The sequence below is a fragment of the Pseudocitrobacter sp. RIT415 genome (assembly GCF_003057695.2).
Lineage (GTDB): Bacteria > Pseudomonadota > Gammaproteobacteria > Enterobacterales > Enterobacteriaceae > Pseudocitrobacter > Pseudocitrobacter faecalis.
Map to the genome: position 1 here is coordinate 57,447 of NZ_QBJC02000017.1, position 25,938 is coordinate 83,384.

26 protein-coding genes are annotated in these 25,938 nt (G+C 52.9%); 17 read left to right on the top strand and 9 right to left on the bottom strand.

Going from position 1 to position 25,938, the window contains the following annotated elements; translation table 11 throughout:
* Positions 1-17 precede the first annotated feature (17 nt).
* Positions 18-2,210 (top strand): TonB-dependent siderophore receptor, encoded by a 2,193-nt coding sequence (locus DBY68_RS16405; protein WP_108475622.1) that lies wholly within the window; start codon positions 18-20, stop codon positions 2,208-2,210.
* Positions 2,211-2,251: 41 nt separating this feature from the next.
* Here the strand turns inward: DBY68_RS16405 and cobO are convergent, their stop codons facing one another.
* Together cobO and DBY68_RS16415 are read right to left on the bottom strand one after the other, a co-directional pair.
* Complete coding sequence (gene cobO, locus DBY68_RS16410; RefSeq protein ID WP_108475621.1) at positions 2,252-2,842, bottom strand: cob(I)yrinic acid a,c-diamide adenosyltransferase; 591 nt, start codon at positions 2,840-2,842, stop codon at positions 2,252-2,254.
* Positions 2,839-3,597, bottom strand: coding sequence for a YciK family oxidoreductase (locus DBY68_RS16415; protein WP_108475620.1), 759 nt, complete (start codon positions 3,595-3,597; stop codon positions 2,839-2,841). Before DBY68_RS16415 ends, cobO begins: the two co-directional genes overlap by 4 nt.
* Before the next feature lie 251 nt (positions 3,598-3,848).
* On the opposite strand from DBY68_RS16415, the gene sohB reads away from it, so the two are divergent.
* Positions 3,849-4,895 (top strand): protease SohB, encoded by a 1,047-nt coding sequence (gene sohB / locus DBY68_RS16420; RefSeq protein WP_015964651.1) that lies wholly within the window; start codon positions 3,849-3,851, stop codon positions 4,893-4,895.
* Positions 4,896-4,955: 60 nt separating this feature from the next.
* Here the strand turns inward: sohB and DBY68_RS16425 are convergent, their stop codons facing one another.
* Positions 4,956-5,207, bottom strand: coding sequence for a YciN family protein (locus DBY68_RS16425; RefSeq protein ID WP_015964650.1), 252 nt, complete (start codon positions 5,205-5,207; stop codon positions 4,956-4,958).
* A 407-nt stretch (positions 5,208-5,614) separates the two neighbouring features.
* On the opposite strand from DBY68_RS16425, the gene topA reads away from it, so the two are divergent.
* From topA to DBY68_RS16460, 9 genes are all read left to right on the top strand, one after another.
* Positions 5,615-8,212, top strand: a complete 2,598-nt coding sequence (gene topA, locus DBY68_RS16430) for a type I DNA topoisomerase (protein ID WP_108475619.1) — start codon at positions 5,615-5,617, stop codon at positions 8,210-8,212.
* Between the two features lie 177 nt (positions 8,213-8,389).
* Positions 8,390-9,364: an HTH-type transcriptional regulator CysB gene (gene cysB, locus DBY68_RS16435; RefSeq protein ID WP_015964648.1), complete on the top strand. Its 975-nt coding sequence runs from the start codon at positions 8,390-8,392 to the stop codon at positions 9,362-9,364.
* A 314-nt stretch (positions 9,365-9,678) separates the two neighbouring features.
* On the top strand, positions 9,679-9,840 hold the full coding sequence (locus DBY68_RS16440) for a YmiA family putative membrane protein (RefSeq protein ID WP_108475618.1): 162 nt from the start codon (positions 9,679-9,681) through the stop codon (positions 9,838-9,840).
* On the top strand, positions 9,840-9,992 hold the full coding sequence (locus DBY68_RS22925; protein ID WP_158529121.1) for a hypothetical protein: 153 nt from the start codon (positions 9,840-9,842) through the stop codon (positions 9,990-9,992). The genes DBY68_RS16440 and DBY68_RS22925 overlap by 1 nt, the downstream gene beginning before the upstream one ends.
* A gap of 120 nt (positions 9,993-10,112) precedes the next feature.
* A complete protein-coding gene (ymiC, locus tag DBY68_RS23115) occupies positions 10,113-10,211 on the top strand; it encodes a small membrane protein YmiC (protein WP_229837649.1) in 99 nt (32 codons plus the stop codon).
* A gap of 202 nt (positions 10,212-10,413) precedes the next feature.
* Positions 10,414-13,089, top strand: coding sequence for an aconitate hydratase AcnA (gene acnA / locus DBY68_RS16445; RefSeq protein ID WP_108475617.1), 2,676 nt, complete (start codon positions 10,414-10,416; stop codon positions 13,087-13,089).
* A gap of 312 nt (positions 13,090-13,401) precedes the next feature.
* Positions 13,402-14,292 (top strand): sugar ABC transporter permease, encoded by an 891-nt coding sequence (locus DBY68_RS16450; protein WP_108475616.1) that lies wholly within the window; start codon positions 13,402-13,404, stop codon positions 14,290-14,292.
* Positions 14,285-15,187 carry a carbohydrate ABC transporter permease gene (locus tag DBY68_RS16455; protein WP_108475615.1) on the top strand — a complete coding sequence of 301 codons (903 nt, stop codon included), beginning with the start codon at positions 14,285-14,287 and terminating at the stop codon, positions 15,185-15,187. Before DBY68_RS16450 ends, DBY68_RS16455 begins: the two co-directional genes overlap by 8 nt.
* An 11-nt stretch (positions 15,188-15,198) precedes the next feature.
* Complete coding sequence (locus tag DBY68_RS16460; RefSeq protein ID WP_108475614.1) at positions 15,199-16,326, top strand: ABC transporter ATP-binding protein; 1,128 nt, start codon at positions 15,199-15,201, stop codon at positions 16,324-16,326.
* Positions 16,327-16,360: 34 nt separating this feature from the next.
* Here DBY68_RS16460 and ribA read toward each other — a convergent pair whose 3' ends face one another.
* The gene (ribA, locus tag DBY68_RS16465) at positions 16,361-16,954 is read right to left on the bottom strand and encodes a GTP cyclohydrolase II (protein WP_015964640.1); all 594 of its coding nucleotides are present in this window, start codon (positions 16,952-16,954) and stop codon (positions 16,361-16,363) included.
* A 179-nt stretch (positions 16,955-17,133) separates the two neighbouring features.
* On the opposite strand from ribA, the gene pgpB reads away from it, so the two are divergent.
* From pgpB to yciH, 5 genes are all read left to right on the top strand, one after another.
* A complete protein-coding gene (gene pgpB, locus DBY68_RS16470; RefSeq protein WP_108475613.1) occupies positions 17,134-17,898 on the top strand; it encodes a phosphatidylglycerophosphatase B in 765 nt (254 codons plus the stop codon).
* Between the two features lie 152 nt (positions 17,899-18,050).
* The gene (locus DBY68_RS16475) at positions 18,051-18,359 is read left to right on the top strand and encodes a LapA family protein (protein ID WP_108475612.1); all 309 of its coding nucleotides are present in this window, start codon (positions 18,051-18,053) and stop codon (positions 18,357-18,359) included.
* A gap of 6 nt (positions 18,360-18,365) precedes the next feature.
* Positions 18,366-19,535, top strand: coding sequence for a lipopolysaccharide assembly protein LapB (gene lapB / locus DBY68_RS16480; RefSeq protein ID WP_015964637.1), 1,170 nt, complete (start codon positions 18,366-18,368; stop codon positions 19,533-19,535).
* 191 nt (positions 19,536-19,726) lie between these two features.
* Complete coding sequence (pyrF, locus tag DBY68_RS16485; protein ID WP_108475611.1) at positions 19,727-20,464, top strand: orotidine-5'-phosphate decarboxylase; 738 nt, start codon at positions 19,727-19,729, stop codon at positions 20,462-20,464.
* Positions 20,464-20,790, top strand: coding sequence for a stress response translation initiation inhibitor YciH (yciH, locus tag DBY68_RS16490; RefSeq protein ID WP_108475610.1), 327 nt, complete (start codon positions 20,464-20,466; stop codon positions 20,788-20,790). Before pyrF ends, yciH begins: the two co-directional genes overlap by 1 nt.
* Before the next feature lie 65 nt (positions 20,791-20,855).
* On the opposite strand, the gene osmB is transcribed toward yciH, so the two are convergent.
* The 3 genes from osmB to DBY68_RS16505 all read right to left on the bottom strand — a co-directional run bounded on the left by osmB (position 20,856) and on the right by DBY68_RS16505 (position 22,459).
* Positions 20,856-21,074 carry an osmotically-inducible lipoprotein OsmB gene (gene osmB, locus DBY68_RS16495; protein ID WP_015964634.1) on the bottom strand — a complete coding sequence of 73 codons (219 nt, stop codon included), beginning with the start codon at positions 21,072-21,074 and terminating at the stop codon, positions 20,856-20,858.
* 388 nt (positions 21,075-21,462) lie between these two features.
* Positions 21,463-22,212: a DNA-binding transcriptional regulator YciT gene (locus tag DBY68_RS16500; RefSeq protein ID WP_108475609.1), complete on the bottom strand. Its 750-nt coding sequence runs from the start codon at positions 22,210-22,212 to the stop codon at positions 21,463-21,465.
* 64 nt (positions 22,213-22,276) lie between these two features.
* Positions 22,277-22,459: a hypothetical protein gene (locus tag DBY68_RS16505; RefSeq protein ID WP_108475608.1), complete on the bottom strand. Its 183-nt coding sequence runs from the start codon at positions 22,457-22,459 to the stop codon at positions 22,277-22,279.
* Here DBY68_RS16505 and DBY68_RS22930 point away from each other — a divergent pair.
* Positions 22,439-22,600 (top strand): hypothetical protein, encoded by a 162-nt coding sequence (locus DBY68_RS22930; protein ID WP_158529122.1) that lies wholly within the window; start codon positions 22,439-22,441, stop codon positions 22,598-22,600. The genes DBY68_RS16505 and DBY68_RS22930 overlap by 21 nt on opposite strands.
* Here DBY68_RS22930 and DBY68_RS16510 read toward each other — a convergent pair.
* Both DBY68_RS16510 and DBY68_RS16515 read right to left on the bottom strand, forming a co-directional pair.
* Positions 22,597-24,531, bottom strand: coding sequence for an exoribonuclease II (locus tag DBY68_RS16510; RefSeq protein ID WP_108475607.1), 1,935 nt, complete (start codon positions 24,529-24,531; stop codon positions 22,597-22,599). The genes DBY68_RS22930 and DBY68_RS16510 overlap by 4 nt on opposite strands.
* 81 nt (positions 24,532-24,612) lie before the next feature.
* A complete protein-coding gene (locus DBY68_RS16515; RefSeq protein WP_108475606.1) occupies positions 24,613-25,770 on the bottom strand; it encodes a carboxymuconolactone decarboxylase family protein in 1,158 nt (385 codons plus the stop codon).
* Between the last annotated feature and the right edge of the window lie 168 nt (positions 25,771-25,938).

Genomic DNA, 25,938 nt, shown 5'->3' on the forward strand with positions numbered 1-25,938 from the left:
TGACAGGGAATGATGGAATGTATATTTCTGTAACAACACGCAAAAAACCAATTGCCCTCTTTTTAGCCAGCCTGCTGAGCACCACTGCGTGGGCCGCCAATGAAGAGCCAACAGAACCGCTTGCCGATAACGAAACCATGATTGTTACCGCTGAGCAGGAACTCAAGCAGCAGCCGGGGGTCTCGACCATCACCGCTGAAGATATCCAGAAAAGCCCGCCGGTGAACGACCTTTCCGACATCATCCGCAAAATGCCCGGTGTTAACCTGACAGGGAACAGCGCCAGCGGCAGCCGTGGTAATAACCGCCAGATCGATATCCGTGGCATGGGGCCGGAAAATACCCTGATTATGGTTGATGGTGTGCCGGTGACATCACGTAACTCTGTGCGCTACAGCTGGCGCGGAGAACGTGACACGCGCGGTGATACCAACTGGGTTCCGGCGGAAATGGTCGAGCGCATCGAAGTGATTCGTGGCCCGGCGGCGGCGCGCTATGGTTCTGGTGCGGCGGGCGGGGTGGTGAATATCATCACCAAACGTCCGACGAATGACTGGCACGGCTCGCTCTCTCTGTTCACCAACCAGCCGGAAGACAGTAAAGAAGGTGCGACCAAACGTGCTAACTTCAACCTGAGCGGCCCGCTGGCCGGTGATGCGCTGACCATGCGTCTGTATGGCAACCTGAACAAAACTGATGCTGATGCCTATGATATCAATACAGCCCAGAACGGTTCTGCCGCTGCGGGGCGTGAAGGCGTGCGCAATAAAGATATTAACGCGGTGGTGTCGTGGAAAATTACCCCGTTGCAAATTGTCGATTTCAGCTATGGCTACAGCCGGCAGGGGAATATCTACGCGGGTGATACCCAGTACAGCAACAGCAACGTCAGCCCGGGCGGATTAATTCAGACGCTGTATGGCGACGAAACCAACCGCATGTACCGCCAGAACTACGGCATTACCTACAACGGCATCTGGGACTGGGGAACATCTAAACTCAACTTCAACTACGAAAAAACCAACAACACGCGTCTGGATGAAGGTTCCACCGGCAAAGTGGAAGGGATGATCAACAGTGATGATTATTCAACCAGCCGTCTTGAAAGCTATCGTGCGGGTGGCGAAGTGAACTTCCCGCTTCAGTTGCTGGTCGATCAAACTGTTACGCTGGGCGCAGAGTGGAACCGCGACGAGTTAAACGATCCGGCATCAATGACCGCCACGGATAGCGCAGGCGTTACTGTAGGCAACGTTTCCGGCAGTGCCAGCGACCGCAGCAGTAAAAACAGCGCGACGATTAGCTCCCTCTATTTTGAAGATAACATCGCCGCGACGGACAGTACCCAGATTCTGCCGGGGTTGCGCTTTGATTATCACGACACTTTTGGAGCCAACTGGAGCCCGAGCCTGAATATTTCGCAAGGATTAGGCGATATGTTCACTCTGAAAGCGGGGATCGCGCGTGCGTTTAAAGCGCCAAACCTCTATCAATCTACTGAGGGATATCTGCTCTCCACGCGTGGCAATGGTTGCCCGGTCGGGGTGAGTACCGGTAGCTGCTTCCTGTTAGGTAACGAAGACCTTGACCCGGAAATCAGCGTGAACAAAGAAGTGGGGATTGAGTTCCATGACAACGGCTATGCGGCAGGGGTGACCTGGTTCCGCAACGATTATAAAAACAAAATCGTGGCCGGGGATGACGTGGTAGGTTACGCCTCAAATGGCGCCAATATCCTGCGCTGGGAAAACGGCGGTAAAGCGATCGTTGAAGGTCTGGAAGGGAACCTGACTATTCCTGTGCTGCGTGATGTCCTTGAATGGCGTACCAACGCGACCTACATGTTCCGCTCGGAGAGCAAAAAAACCGGTAACCCACTCTCGGTTATACCGGAATTTACCATTAACTCGCAGCTTGATTGGCAGGTCACTGACAAACTGGATACCACGTTAAGCTGGACGCAGTATGGTCGTCAGAAGCCGCGCCAGAATGCGGAGATCCGTAATGAAGCGGGCGAGATGTCGAACCGCGAAATCAGTCCGTACGCTATTTTCGGCCTGAACGTCAATTACGACATCACCAAAAACCTGCGCGCCAATGCCGGGATCAACAACCTGTTTGATAAACGGGTTTATCGTGAAAACGACGGTGCATCCACCTACAACGAACCAGGCCGCGCGTACTACGCAGGCGTAACCGTTTCGTTCTAAGCCGTATGCCGGAAAGGTGAATCTTTCCGGCATTTCTTCGTTTAATAATCGATGCCGATCTGCGCTTTTATCCCCGCGTCAAACGCATGTTTCACCGGACGCAGTTCGCTGACGGTATCGGCCATCTCGGTGATATCACGGTGACAGCCGCGACCGGTGATAATCACTGACTGGTGCGTCGGGCGCTGGCGTAACGCGCTCAGTACCTCTTCCAGTGGCAGATAGTCATAGGCCACCATATAAGTCAGCTCATCAAGCACAACCAGATCCAGTGATGTATCGGCCAACATGCGTTTTGCGTGTTGCCAGACGTCCATACAGGCGGCAGTATCGCTCTCACGGTCCTGCGTATTCCAGGTAAAACCAGTGGCCATCACCTGAAACTCGACGCCGTGGGGCTCCAGTAAGTTGCGCTCACCGTTAGGCCAGGTACCTTTAATAAACTGAATAACGCCCACTTTTTTGCCGTGCCCGACGGCGCGCGTCGCCGTACCAAAGGCAGCGGTGGTTTTTCCTTTCCCGTTGCCGGTGAAAACCATCACAATGCCACGTTCTTCCTGAGCGGCCGCGACGCGGGCATCAACTTTATCTTTCACGCGCTGCTGGCGCTCACGGTAGCGTTCATCACTCATTGGGCAATCCCCGGTTTACGGCCTGGCTGGGCATCAAAAGTCATCCCCGTTTTACGGCGGCTATCGTCGCCCATCAGCCACAAATAGAGCGGCATGATATCGGCAGGTGTTTTCAGTTTTAACGGATCTTCCGTTGGGAACGCGCTGGCACGCATGCCGGTTCGCGTACCGCCTGGATTAATACAGTTGACGCGCAGGCGGTTTTGATACTCCTCAGCCAGCACCTGCATCATGCCTTCGGTGGCGAATTTTGACACGGAATAGGCCCCCCAGTTAGCACGCCCCTGGCGTCCTACGCTTGAAGAGGTAAAGACCAGTGAGCCCGCTTCAGACTGCAACAACAGCGGCAGTAGGGCCTGAGTCAACATAAAGGTACCGTTCACGTTAACCTGCATCACCTGCTGCCAGACGTCGGGTTTCTGCTCAGACATCGGCACCACGTCGCCGAGCAGCCCGGCATTGTGCAGTACGCCGTCAAGCCGCGGGTAATGCATGCTGATTTGCTGAGCTACCTGCTGGCAATCCTGTGGTGTGCAGGTGAGCAGGTCGAGCGTAAACCAACGTACGGGTAACCCGCCATGGTTTTCAATTTCTTGCGCGACGGCGCGTAATTTTTCTTCATTACGACCAAGTAAAACCACGCTGGCGCTATAGCGTGCGTAGGTGATGGCTGCTTCCCGACCAATACCATCACTGGCTCCGGTGACCAGAATTATACGGTTTTGCAACAAATCGCGTTTGGGCTGGTAGTGCACGACGACTCCTTTGTGGCTTTTCGCTACCACAATCTGTGTTCTTTTCATGGCTTTTGGGCTTTATGCCCTAATCGCGCCACTATTTCAATCAGCCAGGAGGAGAGACAACGGAAAATTAACAATTTGCAATGATTTCATCAGCCAATTTGAATTACTGAAAGCGTCTCGCAGGCTTTAATCGTGGATGAGACGTAGCGAAAACGGTGTTGTACACTGGGCGCAGATTCAGTGGATTTGTACAAGGTGAAAGCGTGGAAATTCTTTTTCAATATGGCCTGTTTTTGGCGAAGATCGTGACGGTTGTCGTCGCAATCATTGTAATTGCAGCACTTATTATTAATTTGTCACAGCGCAAGCGGCAACGTGGAGAGCTGCGGGTAACCAATCTCAGCGAGCAACATAAAGAGATGCAGGAGGATTTAGCGGTGGCGCTGCTCGACGGCCCGCAGCAAAAACTCTGGCATAAAGAACAAAAGAAAAAAGCCAAACTTGAAGCAAAGGCGGCCAAAGCAAAGGCCAAACAGGGCAACGCAACGCCTTCAGGCAAACCGCGCGTGTGGGTGATTGACTTTAAAGGCAGTATGGATGCACATGAAGTCGCTTCACTGCGTGAAGAGGTCACCGCCGTGCTGACGGTCGCCACGCCGCAAGATGAAGTGGTGGTGCGCCTGGAAAGCCCTGGTGGCGTGGTGCACGGTTACGGCCTGGCATCGTCTCAGCTGCAACGCATCCGTGATAAGCAGATCCCGTTGACGGTGGCGGTCGATAAAGTGGCGGCCAGCGGGGGTTATATGATGGCCTGCGTGGCAAATAAAATTGTCGCTGCCCCGTTTGCCATTCTTGGCTCTATTGGCGTGGTCGCACAAATTCCTAACCTTCATCGTTTTCTGAAAAATAAAGATATTGATATTGAACTGCACACGGCGGGGCAGTACAAACGCACTCTGACGCTGCTGGGTGAAAACACGGAAGAGGGGCGACAGAAGTTCCGCGAAGATCTTAACGAAACTCATCATCTGTTTAAGGCTTTCGTTAAAGAGATGCGACCCACGCTTGATATCGACGCCGTGGCGACCGGTGAGCACTGGTACGGCGTACAGGCGCAGGAGAAAGGGCTGGTGGATGAAGTGGGCACCAGCGATGAACTGCTGCTGAACCTGATGAAAGACCGCGAAGTGATGAGCGTGAGTTATAAACAGCGCAAGAAAATGATGGACCGTTTCACCGGGAGTGCGGCAGAAAGTGCGGATCGTCTGCTGCTGCGCTGGTGGCAACGGGGGCAAAAACCGTTGATGTAAGTCTCAGGACAGCCCGGTAGGCTCACTGCCGGGCTGTGAGATCGCCTGACTCAACGTGTGTTAGTCGACCAGGTGATATTTCTCGGAAAGCTGATGGGCAAGGTATTTAAACATGTTAAATACTGCCGTGCTTTTCGGCGTGGGCAGGCCTTGTTCATCCAGGAAATACTCGCCGCTGAATATCAATACGCCATTGCGCTGTTCTACGCCCGTGGCTTCGATGCCAGCTAAGGTATCTTCATGTTCACGGATGAGTCGGTTTGCTTCAATAAGCAGAGTTTGACGATCGATGGGTTGTGTATTACCAGACATTTTCTACTCCTCGAAAAACTTCCTCTAGTTTACGCCGGGCACGCGCTCGGGGCAAATACTCCCTTGAAACTTCAGGGCTATAGTTATGCTTTAGCCTGTGCCTGCCTTTCTGGCGCGTTTAACAAATGCGTGCTAATAAAGTTGCGTAACGAATTTTATCAGGTACAGTGTGACGCTTTCGGCAATCTGGCAACAGATTTGCTTGACATTCGACCGAAAATTCTTCGTGCTATAGCACCTGGCGGTAAAACGTCAGTGAACTCAACCGCCTGGCTTCAGGATGTGAAGTGGGTGGCTTAAGGGTTGATATCCATTGAGACCGCCGCAACATACAAGGCTTGTCGCCAGTGGACAGGTGACTCAATGTGCGATGTATTCTGGAAGAATCAAATTAGGTAAAGGTGAATATGGGTAAAGCTCTCGTTATCGTTGAGTCCCCGGCAAAAGCCAAAACGATCAATAAGTATCTGGGTCATGACTACGTGGTTAAGTCCAGCGTCGGTCATATCCGCGATTTGCCGACAAGTGGCTCAGCCGCCAAAAAGAGCGCTGACTCTGCCTCCACCAAAACGGCCAAAAAGCCTAAAAAGGATGAACGTGGCGCGCTGGTTAATCGCATGGGCGTTGACCCATGGCATGACTGGAAAGCGCACTACGAAGTGCTCCCGGGTAAAGAAAAGGTAGTTTCAGAACTTAAACAACTGGCGGAAAAAGCCGACCACATCTATCTCGCAACCGACCTTGACCGCGAAGGGGAAGCCATTGCCTGGCACCTGCGGGAAGTGATTGGTGGAGATGATTCGCGCTATAGCCGCGTGGTGTTCAACGAAATTACAAAGAATGCGATTCGTCAGGCGTTTGAAAAGCCGGGCGAACTGAATATCGATCGTGTTAACGCGCAGCAGGCGCGCCGCTTTATGGACCGCGTTGTGGGCTATATGGTGTCGCCACTGCTGTGGAAAAAAATCGCCCGCGGTTTGTCCGCAGGCCGCGTGCAATCCGTTGCCGTGCGTCTGGTGGTTGAGCGCGAGCGCGAAATCAAAGCCTTTGTGCCGGAAGAGTTCTGGGACGTGGTTGCCAATACGACTACGCCGGGCGGCGACGCGTTACCGCTGGAGGTGACGCATCAGAATGATAAAGCCTTCCGCCCGGTAAATCGCGACGAGACAATGGCTGCCGTTAGCTTGCTGGAAAAAGCGAGCTACAGCGTTCTTGAGCGTGAAGATAAACCGACCAGCAGCAAGCCTGGCGCACCGTTTATCACCTCTACGCTGCAGCAGGCCGCCAGCACGCGTCTGGGCTTTGGCGTGAAAAAAACCATGATGATGGCGCAGCGTCTGTACGAAGCGGGCCACATTACTTATATGCGTACCGACTCTACCAACCTGAGCCAGGACGCAGTGAGCATGGTGCGTGGGTACATCAGCGATAACTTTGGCGATAAATATCTGCCGAAGAACCCGAACCAGTACGCCAGCAAAGAGAATTCACAGGAAGCGCACGAAGCGATTCGTCCTTCCGATGTCTCCGTGGTGGCAGAATCACTAAAAGATATGGAAGCCGATGCGCAAAAACTGTATCAGCTGATTTGGCGCCAGTTTGTTGCCTGTCAGATGACACCGGCGCAATACGACTCCACAACGCTTACGGTGCAGGCGGGTGATTTCAAACTCAAGGCGCGCGGTCGTACCCTGCGTTTTGATGGCTGGACGAAGGTTATGCCTGCGCTGCGCAAAGGCGATGAAGATCGCACGCTGCCGATGGTTAATCAGGGGGACACACTCTCGCTGGTTGAACTGACGCCTGCTCAGCACTTCACCAAACCGCCGGCGCGCTTTAGCGAAGCCTCACTGGTTAAAGAGCTGGAAAAACGCGGTATTGGTCGTCCGTCCACCTATGCGTCGATCATTTCGACCATTCAGGATCGTGGCTATGTGCGCACCGAAAACCGTCGTTTCTACGCGGAAAAAATGGGCGAAATCGTCACCGACCGTCTGGAAGCAAACTTCCGCGAGCTGATGAACTACGATTTTACCGCGCAGATGGAAGACCATCTCGACCGCGTGGCAAACCACGAAGCCGAGTGGAAGCAGGTGCTGGATCTCTTCTTCGGTGATTTCACCAAGCAGCTTGAAACCGCTGAGAAACCGCCAGAAGAGGGCGGCATGCAGCCAAACGAAATGGTGCTGACCAGCATCGATTGCCCGACCTGCGGTCGCAAGATGGGTATTCGTACCGCCAGCACCGGTGTGTTCCTGGGCTGCTCCGGTTACGCGTTGTCGCCAAAAGAGCGCTGCAAAACCACCATCAATCTGGTGCCTGAAAACGAAGTGTTGAACGTGCTGGAAGGCGACGACGCTGAAACCAACGCGCTGCGCGCAAAACGTCGTTGCAAGAAGTGTGGTACGGCGATGGACAGCTATCTCATCGATCCGAAACGCAAACTGCACGTTTGCGGTAATAACCCGACCTGTGACGGTTATGAGATCGAAGAGGGTGAATTCCGCATCAAAGGGTATGACGGCCCGATCGTTGAGTGTGAGAAATGTGGTTCTGAAATGCACCTGAAAATGGGGCGTTTTGGTAAGTACATGGCGTGTACTAACGAAGAGTGTAAGAACACCCGTAAGATCCTGCGTAACGGTGAAGTGGCGCCGCCGAAAGAAGATCCGGTTCCATTGCCGGAGCTGCCGTGTGAGAAATCAGACGCCTACTTCGTTCTGCGTGACGGTGCTGCCGGGGTCTTCCTGGCGGCGAACACCTTCCCGAAATCGCGTGAAACCCGCGCGCCGCTGGTCGAAGAGTTGTTCCGATTCCGCGATCGTCTGCCGGAGAAACTGCGTTATCTGGCCGATGCGCCGCAGGAAGATCCGCAAGGTAACAAGACGATGGTGCGCTTCAGCCGTAAGACGAAGCAGCAATATGTTTCTTCCGAGAAAGATGGCAAAGCGACCGGGTGGTCTGCCTTCTTTGTCGACGGTAAATGGGTCGAAGCGAAGAAATAATTGTCACGTGACAAACCGCATAAAGGGCCGATCATCGGCCCTTTTTTATAACCGCGTTATTATTTTTTGTTCCCATCTATACACACTTGCTATAAATGATATAGTGGTTATAGCAAACACTTTTCTTATTATTAAATCGTCTTAATAGCGTATCACTACGCAACCGGATATCGCACCATGAAACTACAGCAGCTCCGCTATATCGTTGAAGTGGTTAACCATAACCTCAACGTTTCCTCTACCGCTGAAGGCTTGTACACCTCACAGCCGGGCATCAGTAAGCAGGTCAGAATGCTGGAAGATGAGCTGGGTATCCAGATTTTTGCGCGCAGCGGTAAGCATCTGACGCAGGTCACGCCAGCCGGCCAGGAAATTATTCGCATTGCCCGTGAAGTGCTGTCGAAAGTGGATGCGATTAAGTCGGTGGCGGGCGAACATACCTGGCCGGACAAAGGCTCATTGTACGTCGCCACAACGCACACCCAGGCGCGCTATGCACTGCCTGGGGTGATTAAGGGCTTTATCGAGCGCTATCCGCGCGTTTCTCTGCACATGCATCAGGGCTCGCCGACGCAGATTGCGGAAGCAGTCTCGAAGGGGAACGCGGATTTTGCCATCGCCACAGAAGCGCTGCATCTGTATGACGATCTGGTCATGTTACCGTGCTACCACTGGAACCGTTCCATTGTGGTGACGCCGGAGCATCCATTGGCATCGAAAACGTCGGTGACTATCGAAGAACTGGCCCAATATCCATTGGTAACCTATACCTTTGGCTTTACCGGGCGCTCAGAGCTGGATACCGCGTTTAACCGCGCCGGGCTGACGCCGCGTATAGTTTTCACCGCTACCGATGCCGACGTTATCAAAACCTACGTCCGCTTAGGTCTGGGGGTTGGGGTGATTGCCAGCATGGCGGTTGACCCGGTTTCCGATCCCGATCTGGTGAAACTGGATGCCGACGGTATTTTCAGCCATAGCACCACCAAGATAGGCTTCCGCCGCAGCACCTTCCTGCGCAGCTATATGTACGACTTTATCCAGCGCTTTGCGCCGCATTTAACGCGCGACGTTGTCGATACGGCGGTTGCGCTGCGATCGAATGAAGACATCGAAGCGATGTTCAAAGATATTAAATTGCCTGAGAAGTAATTCTCTGACCTTCTGAACGGTATCTCCTGGCGGGGATACCGTTTAAATCGTAATACGTCCTCTCCTCATTCTCATCTTCTTACTCAGAATATACGTCTCTGTTTTTCATTAATTTGTCTAATGTATTGCTGCGGCGCGCATAAAAGTAGAAACGAATTCCCCTTAAGGCAAATTTTACTGCTCAATTATTTATTTTTGGTCAAAAGATTAAATAAATGCGTCCGTTTTGCTGGCGAAAGCACTGGATTTTTGACTAGATTTTATTTAGGATTTGTCTCAGTGATGATTAATCGTACCGATTGTTTGGTGCCAAAATGATAAGTAATATCGATTGTAAGAGGTTGTCGATGCCGTCAGGAACCAAAGGCCCACAGCGCGATCCGCACGTGAAGCGAAAAGCCTGGACGGCGGTGTTCCTGGGCTCTGCGCTGTTTTGGGTGGTTGTTGCACTGCTTGTCTGGAAGTATTGGGGTTGATGATGTTCATCTCCAGTCGTTCCCGGCCTGCTCAGCCCAAGCCGCAGCCGGAGAAACGCGACAAGGTCAAAATTCCTGAATCATGGGAATTGACGCCAGAACAACGTGAATTTATTGAGTCCTTTAATCCTGCTGAGCGTAAAAAAAAATAATAGCAGGGTGGCTCGCCCAACTTACCTTCCGCATTGGCGCTGGCTTTTAAATACACCACAGCAACGGTCTGTCGGCACATTGTCGGCTGAATGCACTCCTGCATAAAAGGTGTACGCAAAATGAATACGCATCACAATTTGAAATACTGGTCATGGATGGGCGCGCTGTCGGCTTCGCTTCTGTTCTGGGGGCAAATTATCTGGCTGCTGTGCCGATAAACCCGCAGAGTAACTCTCTCCGTCTTCCCGCTATCTCACGCCTGGTCGTTGCGCCGGGCGTTTTCATTTCTCCGAATAGTCTCACCAATTTTATCAATTAGAGTTGTTATCAAAACGTTACGACATCTTTGTGTTATCTTTAATGCGTACCCTGAGGAGTGTCAGGGGGATTGCAAGTCCCGTTACGCATAAAGGAGGAGCTATGTCGTCAACACTACGAGAAGCCAGTAAGGACGCGCTGCACACACAAGATAAAACCTATCACTACTACAGCTTACCGCTGGCAGCCAACACGCTGGGTGACATTTCCCGTCTGCCCAAATCATTAAAAGTCCTGCTGGAAAACCTACTGCGCTGGCAGGATGGGGATTCTGTTACTGAAGAAGATATCAAAGCCCTGGCCGGGTGGGTGAAAACCGCCCATGTCGACCGGGAGATTGCCTACCGCCCGGCGAGGGTCTTGATGCAGGACTTTACCGGCGTACCGGCGGTGGTGGATTTGGCCGCCATGCGCGAAGCGGTGAAGCGTTTGGGTGGCGATACCGCGAAGGTGAATCCGCTCTCGCCGGTTGACCTGGTCATTGACCACTCGGTTACTGTGGATCATTTTGGCGATGACGATGCTTTCGCTGAAAACGTGCGTCTGGAGATGGAACGTAACCATGAACGCTATGTGTTCCTGCGCTGGGGGCAGCAGGCGTTCAGCCGATTCAGTGTCGTGCCGCCGGGTACCGGAATTTGTCACCAGGTCAACCTTGAGTATCTTGGTAAAGCGGTCTGGAGCGAGTTACAGAACGATGAATGGATTGCTTACCCCGACACGCTGGTTGGCACCGACTCACACACCACGATGATTAACGGCCTGGGCGTACTTGGCTGGGGCGTTGGGGGAATCGAAGCAGAAGCGGCAATGCTCGGTCAGCCGGTTTCGATGCTGATACCGGATGTGGTGGGCTTCAAGTTAACCGGCAAACTCAGCGAAGGTATTACTGCCACCGATCTGGTGTTGACCGTCACGCAAATGCTGCGTAAACACGGCGTGGTGGGGAAATTTGTCGAATTCTATGGCGATGGTCTGGACTCTCTGCCACTGGCAGATCGTGCCACCATCGCCAACATGTCACCGGAGTATGGCGCAACCTGCGGCTTCTTCCCGATTGATGGCGTTACACTCGATTACATGCGCCTGAGCGGGCGCAGCGACGAGCAGGTTGCGTTAGTTGAAGCCTACGCGAAAGCGCAGGGGATGTGGCGCAACACGGGTGATGAACCGATCTTCACCAGCAGCCTTGAGCTGGATATGGGTACGGTAGAAGCGAGTCTCGCCGGGCCGAAACGCCCGCAGGATCGTGTTGCGCTGGGCGATGTGCCTAAAGCCTTTGCCGCCGCGACAGAGCTCGAAGTGAACGTCGCCCAGAAAGATAAGCAGGCGGTGGAATACACATTGAATGGTCACACTATCCCGTTGCCGGATGGTGCTGTGGTAATTGCCGCCATAACCTCCTGTACCAATACATCCAACCCGAGCGTTCTGATGGCAGCAGGGCTGCTGGCGAAAAAAGCTGCACAGCTGGGCCTGAAGCCGAAACCGTGGGTGAAAGCCTCACTGGCGCCGGGATCGAAAGTCGTTTCTGATTATCTCGCCCATGCACGTCTCACCCCATACCTGGATAAACTCGGGTTTAACCTTGTGGGTTATGGCTGCACCACCTGTATCGGTAACTCCGGGCCATTGCCTGAACCCATCGAAACGGCGATTAAGAAGGGCGACCTGACCGTTGGGGCCGTACTTTCTGGTAACCGTAACTTTGAAGGGCGTATCCATCCGCTGGTAAAAACCAACTGGCTGGCCTCGCCGCCGCTGGTGGTGGCTTATGCGCTGGCGGGTAATATGAACGTCAACCTGGCAAGTGACCCGCTCGGCCACGATCAGAAAGGCGACCCGGTTTACCTGAAGGATATCTGGCCGAGCAGCCAGGAAATCGCTAAAGCTGTGCAGCAGGTGTCTACAGAGATGTTCCGCAAAGAGTATGCGGAAGTCTTTGAAGGCACACCGGAGTGGAAAGCTATTACCGTCACCGAATCGGATACTTACAACTGGCAGCAGGACTCTACCTACATTCGTCTGTCACCGTTTTTTGACGATATGGAAGCGCAGCCGAAGCCGGTGGAGGATATCCACGGCGCACGAATCCTGGCGATGCTGGGTGATTCCGTCACGACTGACCACATCTCCCCGGCAGGCAGCATTAAACCGGACAGCCCGGCAGGCCGCTTCCTGCAGGCGCGCGGTGTTGAACGTCGTGACTTCAACTCTTATGGTTCCCGCCGCGGTAACCACGAAGTGATGATGCGCGGCACCTTTGCCAACATTCGTATCCGAAACGAAATGGTGCCAGGTGTGGAAGGGGGAATGACGCGTCTGTTGCCCGGTTCGGAAGTGATGTCGATATACGATGCGGCAATGGCGTATCAGAAGCAGGGTACGCCGCTGGCGGTGATCGCCGGAAAAGAGTACGGCTCGGGTTCCAGTCGCGACTGGGCAGCGAAGGGGCCGCGTTTGCTGGGCGTGCGGGTGGTGATTGCCGAATCCTTTGAGCGTATCCACCGTTCCAACCTGATCGGTATGGGGATTCTGCCGCTTGAGTTTCCGCAGGGTGAAACGCGGCAGTCGCTGGGGCTGACCGGGGAAGAGAAGATTGATATCCCGGATTTACAGCAGCTTAAGCCAGGTGCCACGATCCCGGTGACCCTGACACGTGCTGACGGCACCACAGAAACGCTGGCCTGCCGTTGCCGTATCGATACCCAAACCGAACTGACGTATTACCAGAACGACGGGATCCTGCATTACGTAATTCGTAATATGCTGGATTGATTCGGTCAACACTACAGCCCGACACACGAAAGTGGTCGGGCTTTTTTTACCTATATTACTAATATTATTAGTTTTTGGTAAAAATAAATTTATGATTTATTAGTTTTATTAGCAAATATTTTATATTAATGCGTAAAGGACGATTAGAGCTTTAATTCATTCACGGTAATTATGTTTGATTCCTTGTGTGGCAAGGCTTTGATGCCGATCACAGCTTGCGTTTTCTTAATTATTTTGACTGTGATATCGATCGCGATGTTTATATGAATTTTACGGGATGATACGGCATTATTTATTTGTCCTGAGGCTGTTATGAATGAAAATAAGTGGCTAGGGTTGGCATGGATCTCACCCTACATAATTGGATTGTTGGTGTTTACCGCCTTTCCCTTCGTCTCTTCCTTTCTGTTGAGCTTTACGCAATATGATTTGATGAGTCCTCCTGAGTTTAACGGTATTGAAAACTACCGTTATATGGTCACGGAGGACCCGTTATTCTGGAAATCTCTCGCGGTCACTTTTGTATATGTGTTCGTTACCATCCCGCTGAAGCTCATGTTTTCGTTGTTCATTGCCTTTGTGCTGAACTTTAAACTGCGCGGCATTGGTTTCTTCCGCACGGCGTACTACATTCCTTCTATTCTCGGCAGCTCGGTCGCTATTGCCGTGCTGTGGCGTGCGCTGTTTGCTATCGACGGCCTGCTGAACAGCTTTACTGGTCTATTTGGCCTTGATCCCATCAACTGGTTGGGTGAACCGCCGCTGGCGCTGTTCTCTGTAACGCTGCTCAGCGTTTGGCAGTTTGGTTCTTCAATGGTTATTTTCCTTGCGGCACTGCAAAACGTGCCGCAGTCACAATACGAAGCGGCGATGATCGACGGTGCCACTAAGTGGCAAATGTTCCTGAAAATTACCGTGCCGCTGATTACACCGGTCATTTTCTTCAACTTCATTATGCAAACCAGCGGCGCATTCCAGGAATTTACCGCGCCGTTTGTCATCACCGGCGGCGGCCCAACCTACTATACCTACCTGTTTTCGCTCTACATCTACGATACCGCCTTCAAGTATTTCGACATGGGGTATGGCGCGGCGCTGGCGTGGGTGTTGTTCCTGTTGGTGGCCATCTTTGCGCTGTTGGCCTTTAAGTCATCGAAATATTGGGTCTTCTACTCGGCGGATAAAGGAGGCAAAAATGAGTGAACAACATATCATGACGGCAACTGCACAGGATGCGCAGAGCGAAGTCGCACGTACGCTCCGCCGCGAAAAAATCAGCCGTAATATTCGCTATTTGATTTTGCTGTTGGTCGGCCTGCTGATGCTTTACCCGCTGGTGTGGATGTTTTCTGCGGCCTTCAAACCGAACAGCGAAATTTTCACCACCCTGAATCTCTGGCCAACACATGCCACCTGGGATGGGTTTATCAATGGCTGGAAAACGGGTACGGAATATCACTTCGGTCACTACATGATTAACACCTTTAAGTACGTACTCCCGAAGGTGATACTGACCATTATCTCTTCCACCATTGTGGCTTACGGTTTTGCACGTTTTGAGATCCCGTGGAAGAAATTCTGGTTTGCCACGCTCATCGCCACCATGCTGCTGCCGAGCACCGTGCTGCTGATTCCGCAGTATCTGATGTTCCGGGAAATGGGCATGCTGAATAGCTATCTGCCGCTTTATCTGCCAACCGCGTTCGCCACGCAGGGGTTCTTCGTCTTTATGCTGGTGCAGTTCCTGCGCGGTGTACCGCGTGATATGGAAGAAGCCGCACAGATTGACGGCTGTAATTCCTGGCAGGTGCTGTGGTATGTGCTGGTGCCGATTCTGAAACCAGCGATTATCTCGGTCGCACTGTTCCAGTTTATGTGGTCGATGAACGACTTTATCGGCCCGTTAATTTACGTATACAGCGTGGATAAATATCCGATTGCACTGGCGCTGAAAATGTCCATCGACGTTACGGAAGGGGCACCATGGAACGAAATTCTGGCAATGGCGAGCATCTCCATTCTGCCATCTATCATTGTGTTCTTCCTGGCGCAGCGTTACTTCGTCCAGGGCGTATCCAGCAGCGGAATTAAAGGCTAAGAGGGAATATCATGGCTGAAGTGATTTTTAATAAACTGGAAAAGGTGTACTCCAACGGCTTCAAAGCGGTACATGGTATCGACCTGAACATTGCCGACGGTGAATTCATGGTGATTGTTGGCCCCTCCGGCTGTGCGAAATCCACGACCCTGCGTATGCTCGCCGGGCTGGAAACCATCAGCGGCGGTGAAATTCGTATCGGTGACAACGTAGTGAACAATCTGCCGCCAAAAGCGCGCGGTATTGCGATGGTGTTTCAGAATTACGCACTCTATCCGCACATGACCGTGCGGGAAAATCTGGCGTTTGGTTTGAAACTGAGCAAACTGCCGAAAGAACAAATCAATCAACAGGTTGAAGATGCCGCCAAATTGCTGGAGCTGGAAGATCTGCTGGATCGCTTGCCGCGTCAGCTCTCCGGCGGTCAGGCGCAGCGTGTGGCGGTAGGGCGTGCGATTGTCAAAAAACCGGACGTATTCCTGTTCGATGAGCCGCTCTCAAACCTCGATGCCAAACTGCGTGCCTCCATGCGTATTCGTATTTCAGACCTCCATAAGCAGCTCAAAAAATCGGGTAAGCCGGCGACCACCGTGTACGTCACCCACGATCAAACCGAAGCGATGACCATGGGCGACCGTATCTGCGTCATGAAGTTGGGCCACATCATGCAGGTGGATACGCCGGATAACCTGTACCACAAACCGAAAAACATGTTTGTCGCGGGTTTTATTGGCGCACCGGAAATGAACATCAAACCGGCGAAAATCGTGCGTCGCGATGATGGCTTACATATCACTGTTGGCGAGGATTTACTGGCCCTGAACGCCAGCCAGCAGGGTAAAGTGGCGCATTATGTGGATAAAGAGGTGTATTTCGGTATTCGCCCGGAATATGTGGATGTGTCGACAGCGCCGTTCGATACAAGCTGCGGGCGAGGGAAGTTAATCCGTATTGAAAACATGGGGCACGAATATTTTCTTTATTTGCAGGTTGGTGAGTTTGAACTGACGGCGCGTATCGCTTCCGATGCCGCGAAACCGATTATCGACAATGGGTTACAGCAGCAGGTGTGGTTCCGCTTTGAGATGGACAAATGCCACATTTTTGATGGTGAAACGCAGGAAAATATTTCGCTGTAAAAAAGCCCGCCAGGGTGGCTGGCGGGCTTGATGTTTATTCTTCTTTCAACAGGTGGCCCATCTTGGCCGCCTTGGTATCGAGATAGTAGGCGTTTTTCGGGTTACGCCCGACGATGAGCGGGACGCGTTCAACGATGTTGATGCCCGCTTCGGTCAGGATCTCAACCTTTTTCGGGTTGTTGGTCAGCAGACGCACTTCGTCCACGCCCAGCAGCTTGAACATATCTGCGCACAGCGTGAAGTCACGCTCATCGGCAGCGAAGCCAAGCTGGTGGTTGGCTTCAACGGTGTCGTAGCCCTGATCCTGCAACGCATAGGCGCGAATTTTATTCAACAGGCCGATGTTACGACCTTCCTGGCGATGATAAAGCAGAATGCCACGGCCTTCTTCCGCGATGTGCGTCAGGGCGGCTTCAAGCTGGAAACCGCAATCACAGCGCAGGCTAAAGAGCGCATCGCCCGTCAGACATTCGGAGTGAACGCGTGCCAGTACCGGCGTTTGCCCGGAAATGTCACCAAATACCAGGGCGACATGATCCTGCCCGGTTGCCAGTTCTTCAAAGCCCACCATCAGGAAATCGCCCCAGGGGGTTGGCAGTTTGGCTTCTGCCACACGTTTAAGCTGCATGTGATTCTCCAGATTATGTCAGCGCCATTAGCGCTTTCTGTTTTGTGTATTTTGCCACAACGTGCTTTGGTTCACCTAATGGTGCGCAAGTGACTGCTGTTAAAGCGCACAATTTTGCCAGTTTCGCCGTTATGTTATTATTCGGTTATTATTGAGGATTCAGAGACAAAGGAGCCGTTATGCTAACAATTGCCAGACGAACCGCCGTGGGGGCCGCCGTATTGTTAGCGATGCCGCTCGCAGTCTGGATCTCCGGTTGGGCCTGGCAGCCGGGCCATTCAGAAGTATGGCTAAAAGCGCTGTATTGGGTTACGGAAACGGTTACCCAGCCGTGGGGAATTATCACCCATGTCGTGCTATTTGGCTGGTTTTTATGGTGTTTGCGCTTTCGTCTGCGTCCGGCAATCATGCTTTTTGCGATCCTTGCCGGGGCGATAATGATCGGGCAGGGCGCGAAATCCTGGGTGAAGAGTATGGCGCAGGAACCACGGCCTTTTGTTATCTGGCTGGAAAAAACGCACCATATTCCCGTTGATGAGTTCTACACTTTAAAACGTAAGGATCGCGGCGCACTGGTTAAAGAACAGCTTGCACAACAACAGGATATCCCGTCGTTCTTACGCAAACACTGGCAAAAAGAGACCGGGTTCGCGTTTCCGTCAGGGCATACCATGTTTGCGGCCAGTTGGGCACTATTGGCGGTGGGCCTGCTGTGGCCGCGTCGACGCACGTTCACCATCGCGATTTTGCTGGTATGGGCAACGGCGGTCATGGGCAGTCGCCTGCTGTTAGGGATGCACTGGCCACGCGATTTAGTGGCGGCAACGTTGATGTCCTGGCTGCTGGTGACGGTGGCGACCTGGCTTGCTCAAAAAATATGCGGCCCGCTGTCACCGCCTGGCGAAGAAGCGCGGGAAATTCGCAAACGCGAGCAGGAAAATTGAGTCAGGGTTGATTTTGCCCCCTTTAACCCTCAAATCCTGAACTGGCCGTGTGCTTTTCCATTTCGTCCGCGTGGCGAAAATGATACTTTATAAGGCTGGATGCGATAGATTAAACAGGATTTATCAGCCAAAGCCACATAACGGGACGTCGTGTGAAATATTTTCTCATTTTCTTATTGGTGTTAGCGGTCTTTGTCATTTCAGTGACGCTGGGCGCGCAAAACGATCAGCTTGTGACCTTTAATTACTTATTGGCGCAGGGCGAGTTCAGAATTTCAACATTACTGGCGGTATTGTTTGCCGTAGGTTTTGCGATAGGCTGGCTGGTTTGTGGCCTGTTCTGGCTGCGCGTGCGTGTTTCTCTGCTGCGTGCAGAACGTAAAATTAAACGTCTGGAAAATCAGATTGCGCCTGAGAGTGTGCCGTCCGTTAACCCGACTGTGCCAGTAGCGAAGGAATAACGATTTATGCTGGAGTTGTTGTTTCTGCTTTTACCCGTTGCCGCAGCTTATGGTTGGTATATGGGGCGCAGAAGTGCACAACAGTCCAAACAGGACGAAGCGAGCCGTTTGTCACGAGATTATGTGGCAGGGGTTAACTTTCTCTTGAGTAACCAGCAAGACAAAGCGGTTGACCTGTTCCTCGATATGTTAAAAGAGGATACTGGCACCGTTGAAGCTCACCTTACGCTCGGCAATCTGTTCCGTTCACGCGGCGAGGTTGACCGCGCCATCCGTATTCACCAAACCTTAATGGAAAGCGCCTCGCTGACCTACGATCAGCGCCTGCTGGCAGTGCAACAACTGGGCCGGGACTACATGGCTGCCGGGCTGTATGACCGCGCGGAAGATATGTTCAGCCAACTGGTGGATGAAACGGATTTCCGTATCAGCGCACTGCAACAACTTCTGCAAATCGCACAGCTGACCAGCGACTGGCAAAAGGCTATTGATGTTGCCGAACGTCTGGTGAAGCTCGGCAAAGAGAAACATCGTGGCGAAATCGCCCATTTCTGGTGCGAGCTGGCCCTGCAACAGATGGGCAACGATGATATGGATAAGGCGATGACGCTGCTGAAGAAGGGGGCATCTGCCGATCCGTCGAGCGCGCGTGTTTCTATCATGATGGGTCGCGTCTGGATGGCGAAGGGCGATTACGCGAAAGCGCGCGAAAGCCTGCTGCGCGTCATCGATCAGGATAAAGAACTGGTCAGCGAAACGCTGGAAATGTTGCAAACCTGCTATCAACAGCTGGGTAAAACGGATGAGTGGGAATCGTTCCTGCAACGCTGCGTAGAGGAAAATACCGGTGCTGCCGCAGAACTGATGCTGGCGCAGGTGCTCGATCAGCGTGAGGGCGGCGACGTCGCGCAAACCTACGTGACGCGCCAGTTACAGCGTCATCCTACGATGCGCGTCTTCCATAAGCTGATGGATTATCACCTCAACGAAGCAGAAGAAGGGCGCGCGAAAGAGAGCCTGATGGTGCTGCGAGACATGGTTGGTGAGCAGATCCGCAGCAAACCGCGTTACCGTTGCCAGAAGTGTGGCTTCACCGCCTATACGCTTTACTGGCATTGTCCATCCTGCCGCGCATGGTCCACCGTTAAGCCGATTCGTGGCCTGGACGGGCAGTAATATTTAAAAAAACACCTATCTTAGTTACAACATACTCCTTGCTTGTTCCCTTATCAGATTCAGCATCGTGCGTGCAATGGTCAGCAGGGCGAATCGTGCCTGTCAATTTGGCGCACTCGCAGGTAGAATGCTCGCCGTTTACCTTTTCTGCGCCTGAATAGCCGGGCGCCCATCAACAAGAAGGTCTGGTCATGACGTCTACTGCTTCATCTTCTTCCCGTATTGTCACATCCTCTCCCGTTGTTGTTGCTCTCGATTACGATAACCGCGATAAAGCGCTCGCTTTCGTCGACCGTATCGACCCGCGCGACTGCCGTCTGAAAGTTGGAAAAGAGATGTTCACGCTGTTTGGGCCGCAGTTCGTGCGTGATTTGCAGCAGCGTGGCTTTGATATCTTCCTGGATCTGAAATTCCATGATATCCCGAATACCACCGCCCATGCCGTTGCGGCAGCGGCAGAGCTGGGCGTCTGGATGGTGAACGTCCATGCATCCGGTGGATCCCGCATGATGACCGCCGCGCGCGAAGCCTTGCTGCCATTCGGAAAAGATGCGCCGCTGCTGATTGCGGTCACCGTGCTGACCAGTATGGAAGCCAGCGACCTGCTGGATCTCGGCGTGACGTTGTCACCTGCGGATTATGCCGCCAGACTGGCAAAACTGACGCGTGATTGTGGCCTTGATGGTGTGGTGTGCTCGGCGCAGGAAGCGGTACGCTTCAAGCAAGAGTTTGGGCAGGCCTTTAAACTGGTAACGCCAGGTATCCGCCCCGTGGGCAGCGAAGCGGGTGACCAGCGCCGTATTATGACACCTGAACAAGCGCAGGCTGCGGGCGTAGACTACATGGTGATTGGTCGCCCGGTGACGCAATCTGCAGACCCGGCAATGACATTGCGCACCATTAACGCCTCACTGCAAAAGGGGGCGTAATGAACGACTCCAATAGCCGTCTGGTGTACTCCACCGACAGCGGTCGTATCGACGAACCGAAGGCCGCTGTGCAACGTCCAAAAGGCGATGGCATTGTACGTATCCAACGCCAGACCAGCGGGCGGAAAGGAAAAGGCGTGTGCCTGATTACCGGCATCGATCAGGATGATGAATCACTGGCAAAACTGGCGGCAGAACTGAAAAAGAAATGCGGCTGCGGCGGTTCAGTGAAAGATGGCGTGATTGAAATTCAGGGTGATAAGCGCGACCTGCTCAAAACATTACTTGAGGCGAAAGGGCTAAAAGTAAAACTGGCAGGCGGTTAACAAACAAAAAGGGCCCCGATAAAAATCGGGGCCCTGAATTCTTTTTCAAATACACAGACGATTAATTATTTGCCAACCTGGTGGCCGATAATCCCGCCGACTGCCGCACCGCCCAGTGTCCCCAGGGTGCTGCCGTCAGTTAATACTGCACCGCCCAGTGCGCCTGCGCCAGCGCCAATAGCTGTGTTACGATCGCGTTTGGACCAGTTTGAACATGCGCTCAGTGACATTACTAAAGTGGCAGCGATTACTGCTGCAGTGATTTTTTTGTTCATTGAAGTCATCGTATTTTCTCCTGAATATTCGATTCACGGAAAAAGCCTATTTAAATTATAGCCGCTGGCCAGAGATAAAAACGGCTTATGTCGTGAAGCATGTTGCGCAGGTTGTAGAACTGTTACTTAGTCACGCAAGTGATAGTTACTTCCTGTTATATCGCTAACATTAATTCTACGTTTTTATCGTATATTCGACAGGTAAAAAGTCCTAATTGGACACTAGGAAAAATCTCATAGCGGAGTGAGGAGCGCAATACGAGGAATGGATGTTTTGTGGGAGAAAGAGTCCTCACACTAACCCTCTCCCATAGGGAGAGGGAACCGATTGAGCCTTTTTCAATATGTGTGCGGTTTACTCCCTCTCCCTGTGGGAGAGGGCCGGGTGAGGGGCCCCCTACGGCCTCTTAACAATATCCACCTTCAGCCCGGATCGCTCAAGTAGAGTCTGCTGTTCTGCCGCCAGCCCATCATCGGTGATCACCCGGCTAAACTTCGTCATCGGCCCAAGCGGATATGCATGAGTAACGCCAAACTTGCTGCTGTCACTCAATGCAATCGCTTCACACTGTTTTTCCAGAACGGCATTCACCACGTCAGCACGCATCATGTCGCGGCCCGTAAAGCCCGTTGCAGCCTGCCAGCCGTCAATACCGATAAACGCCTTACTGAAATGAACCTGCTGGATGTACTGGCGCGTCAGTGGGCCTACCATGCTTTCGCTTTTCTTCTGATAGATACCGCCAAGCAGGATAACTTCCGCCGGCATCTCTTTCAGCAGGTGAGCAACATAACTGCTTACAGTAATAATCGTGATATCCGATTGCTCTGCCAGCGTCCGCGCCAGCAGGGCATTACTGCTGCCATTTTCGATGAACACGGTTTCGCCTGGCAGCACCAGTGAGGCGGCAAAGCTTGCCAGCTCGCGCTTAAGCGCAAAGTTATTCATCATGCGGGTTTCTACGTCTTCGCTGTCCAGCGGAACCGCAAAGCCGTGGGTGCGGCGCAGGTAGCTCTCTTTCTCGAGCAGGTTCAAATCCTGGCGGATGGTGACTTCAGAGACGCCGGTCATTTTAGCCAGGTCGGCGACGCTCATACGGCCTTTATCGATAACCATCTGCAGGATGGATTGTTGTCGGGCATTCATAATTAATTACGTATCAAAAGTCGGGGCGAAAACGCGCTGGCGCCTTTTCGCGAGGTGAGCGGTGTCAGATTTCCCACGGGGATTTTGGCTGACCTGTTTGTGTAGCTTGTTGATCGGCAATTTGTGTCAGCAGTTCAGCTTTAAGAATTTCCAGGTTATTGATTGCAGAGTGGTAATCACCTGCCACCAGGATATCGAGAACGGTATCAATACGTTGAGCAACCTGATGCGCATCAAGATTAGACATGGTGTAACCCTGTTTAGAAATTTGAATGAAATCAATGATGCTAAAAATAGCGGCAAAAGAGAAGAGAAAAAAATGGCAGACGATACAACATTAAGTGAAAAGCGGCTTCGTTTAACGAAACCGCTTTTTTATCAGGCTTAAACCGCCGGACGGGCGATAACGCTGCGGGTTTCCATGCGCACTTCTGCGATGGTCACATCAATAACGTCAGTCACTTTGTAAGCGACTTCGCCTTTGATCTGTACGGTGCCGTTTTCCTGGCTGCAAACCATTTCGTCACGCACGGCGTGCAGGAACGGTGCCGGAATAAAGGCCACGGCACCATTGTCGACCAGACGCACGCGCATACCGCCACGGCTGATATCGATAATTTCTGCCGCGAAGCGTGTCTCTTTACCCGCCTGCGGGTTCAGATAGCGCGCATACAGCCAGTCTGCGACGTCACGTTCCGCCATGCGGTTCAGGCGACGGCGTTCTGCCATTTGTACCGTAACATCATCCTGCGGGCGCGCAGCATTTTCACCTTTGATGATCGCTTTCAGCAGGCGATGGTTAAGCATGTCGCCGTACTTACGAATCGGTGAAGTCCAGGTCGCGTAGGCTTCAAGCCCCAGGCCAAAGTGCGGGCCGGGTTCGATGCTGATCTCAGCGAAAGACTGGAAGCGACGGATGCGGCTATCCAGGAAACCTGACGGCTGTGCATCCAGCTCACGACGCAGCTTACAGAAACCATTCAGAGTCAGAACTTCTTCCGGATCCACATGAACGTCGTGCGTTTTCAGCAATGCTGCCAGCGCTTCCGTATTTGCCGGATCAAAACCGGTATGCACGTTATAAATACCGAAACCAAGCTTGTCGCGAAGCACGCGTGCCGCGCAGATGTTAGCCGCAATCATTGACTCTTCAACGATACGGTTAGCGATACGGCGTGGTTCGGCAACGATATCCAGCACTTCGCCTTTTTCACCCAGCACAAAGCGGTAGTCCGGGCGGTCTTTAAACACCAGCGCGTGGGTTTTCCGCCATTCGCTGCGCAGTTGACACACACGTTCCAACAACGTGATTTGACGCGCAATATTCTCGCTGTCAGGTTTCCAGGCGCCGGTTTTTTCCAGCCAGTTGGAAACATCGTCGTAGGCCAGCTTAGCTTTCGATTCAATGGTAGCCGCGAAGAACTCGATATTATCTTCAATCGCACCATCGTCGGCCAGCGTCATACGGCAGGCGAGAACCGGGCGAACCACATTGGCACGCAGCGAGCAGAGGTCGTCGGACAGTTCACGCGGCAGCATCGGGATGTTAAAACCCGGCAGATAGTTGGTGAACGCGCGCACTTTGGCGATGTTATCAAGCTTGCTGCCTGCGACAATCCATGCGGTTGGGTCGGCAATCGCCACGGTTAAATTCAGCTTGCCGTCGGCGGCCTCTTCCACATACAGCGCATCATCCATATCTTCGGTGCTGGCGCTATCGATGGTGACAAAGTCGAAGGCGGTAAGGTCGCGACGTTCCAGCCCTTCATCCTGCATCTCCGTTGCCACGCCGTCCGGCGCTTCTTTTTCCAGATTATGACGGGCGAGAGTCACCCACCACGGCACGAAGTGATCGTCGCCGAAGGTGATGAACTGGGTCAGTTCTGCGTAGAAGGTGCGATCGCCTTTCAGCGGGTGGCGGCGCATTTCTGCCACGGCCCAGTCGCCTTCTTTGAAATCGTGATCCACGCCGCGCTCGGCGCGACAAGGAATGGAATCTTTGATTAAAGGATGATCGGGAACGATAGAGAGGCGATCGTCTTTACGGTGCACACGTCCGACAAAGCGGGTCAGGAATGGCTCAACCAGTTCTTCCGGTTCGGCGCTTTCTTTATCTTTTTCAGAATGAATCACAGCGATAATACGATCGCCATGCATCACTTTTTTCATCTGCGGCGGTGGAATAAAGTAGCTTTTCTGCGCATCGACCTCGAGGAAACCGAAACCTTTTTCCGTGCCTTTGACAACCCCTTCCGCACGCGGCGTCTGGGAGTGAAGTTGCTGTTTTAGCTGCGCGAGCAGCGGGTTATCCTGAAGCATAATGATGTATTTTCTTGGCCAAAAGAGCGGCTGACAGTTTTACGCGATTCTCACTGTTGCGGCAAGCGCTCTTTCATCCTTTTACGCAGGTTGCCGCTCGCTTCTCAGCGCGATTCGTAAGCGATTTAACCAGCCAAATAGCGCGCTCCAGGCGAGTAGCGTCGTACTCTCTTGCGCACTCAAGCCGTTTTCCGTGAGTGACGCAAATTGCGCGGGGCTAAAACGGTCCGGCGCGCGGGTCAACAGGCCAATAGCCTGGGTCACGGCCTGTTCGCGCGGATACTGATGGCACCATGCTTGCACAGCGCGATCGCCATTACGGATAGCCTCGGGGAGACCGCTGGCACCTTGCCATTGTGCGCTGTAGTAATTAAAGCAGCTCACGCTGCCGTTAATGCGCGCAGGCACCAGCGCCGCCAGAGTTTGCAGGGGCGGATTTACCGGGAGCGTTGCGATCAACTGCCCAAGATCATCCAGGATCGTTTCCTCGTGTGCTAACAGCGGGGTTAATGCGGCGAGTGTCGGTTGGGACTGCCAGCGCAGCAGCGATTGCGCCTGGGTTTTAGTTGCATAACGCGCATCGACGGGGGGCAAATCGCTCAGCCATTCACTCTCAGTCGCCACGAACACCTCTGCGGCGGCATCTTCTTGTGTCGGCATGCCGGGAATCCAGCGTACCGGTTGCCCCAGTTGCGCCTGGAAAATCGCCACTACGCGTGCCTGGAAGCCGACAAAACCCACAATCTGATTAATCAAAATAATGTCATAGGAGGTTAACCCGACATCGTCGAGCTGCTGTCGTGCCAGAGGTGTTATTACGGAGGGAGAACTGGCAAGCTGACGAGCGTACTGGGTAATTTGAGCAAGACGATGGTTACTTTCGCGCGAGGAATCAGGGCCAGGAAGGGGTGCCAGACGGGCGGCATAGTGATTACAGAGCCGTTGTACACCGCACACCTGTGCGACCGTTAGCGCGCTACTCAGACGGTCGTAGGCACTGAATGTCCGTAAGCGGCTGATGGCGACTTCATCAGGAAACAGTGCTCGTGCCAGATTACGGCAGGCGCTTAGCCATGATGAACAGTCGTGTTGCAGCGATTCAGGCAGCGATAACCCCAGTAAAAAGCGATCTTCAACGTGGGCGGCTTCAGGCACAAGGGGCAGAACATCACTGTGTTGCGATCGGGACTGGGTCTCATGATACCAGTGGCTTTTACCGTAAGCGCGGCGTTGCTCCATGGGCATTCCTTGAATGGTAAGTGGCGAACCGATGCAAGAATGAGAGGCAACACCGGATCGTTATGGATAAATATCCTGGCGTAAGCGCGCGATAGGAGAAAATATTGTTCGGTGCTAATTAATAACTTACTGGAATAACAGAAGGAAAAACGGGGGAGGGAATACCCT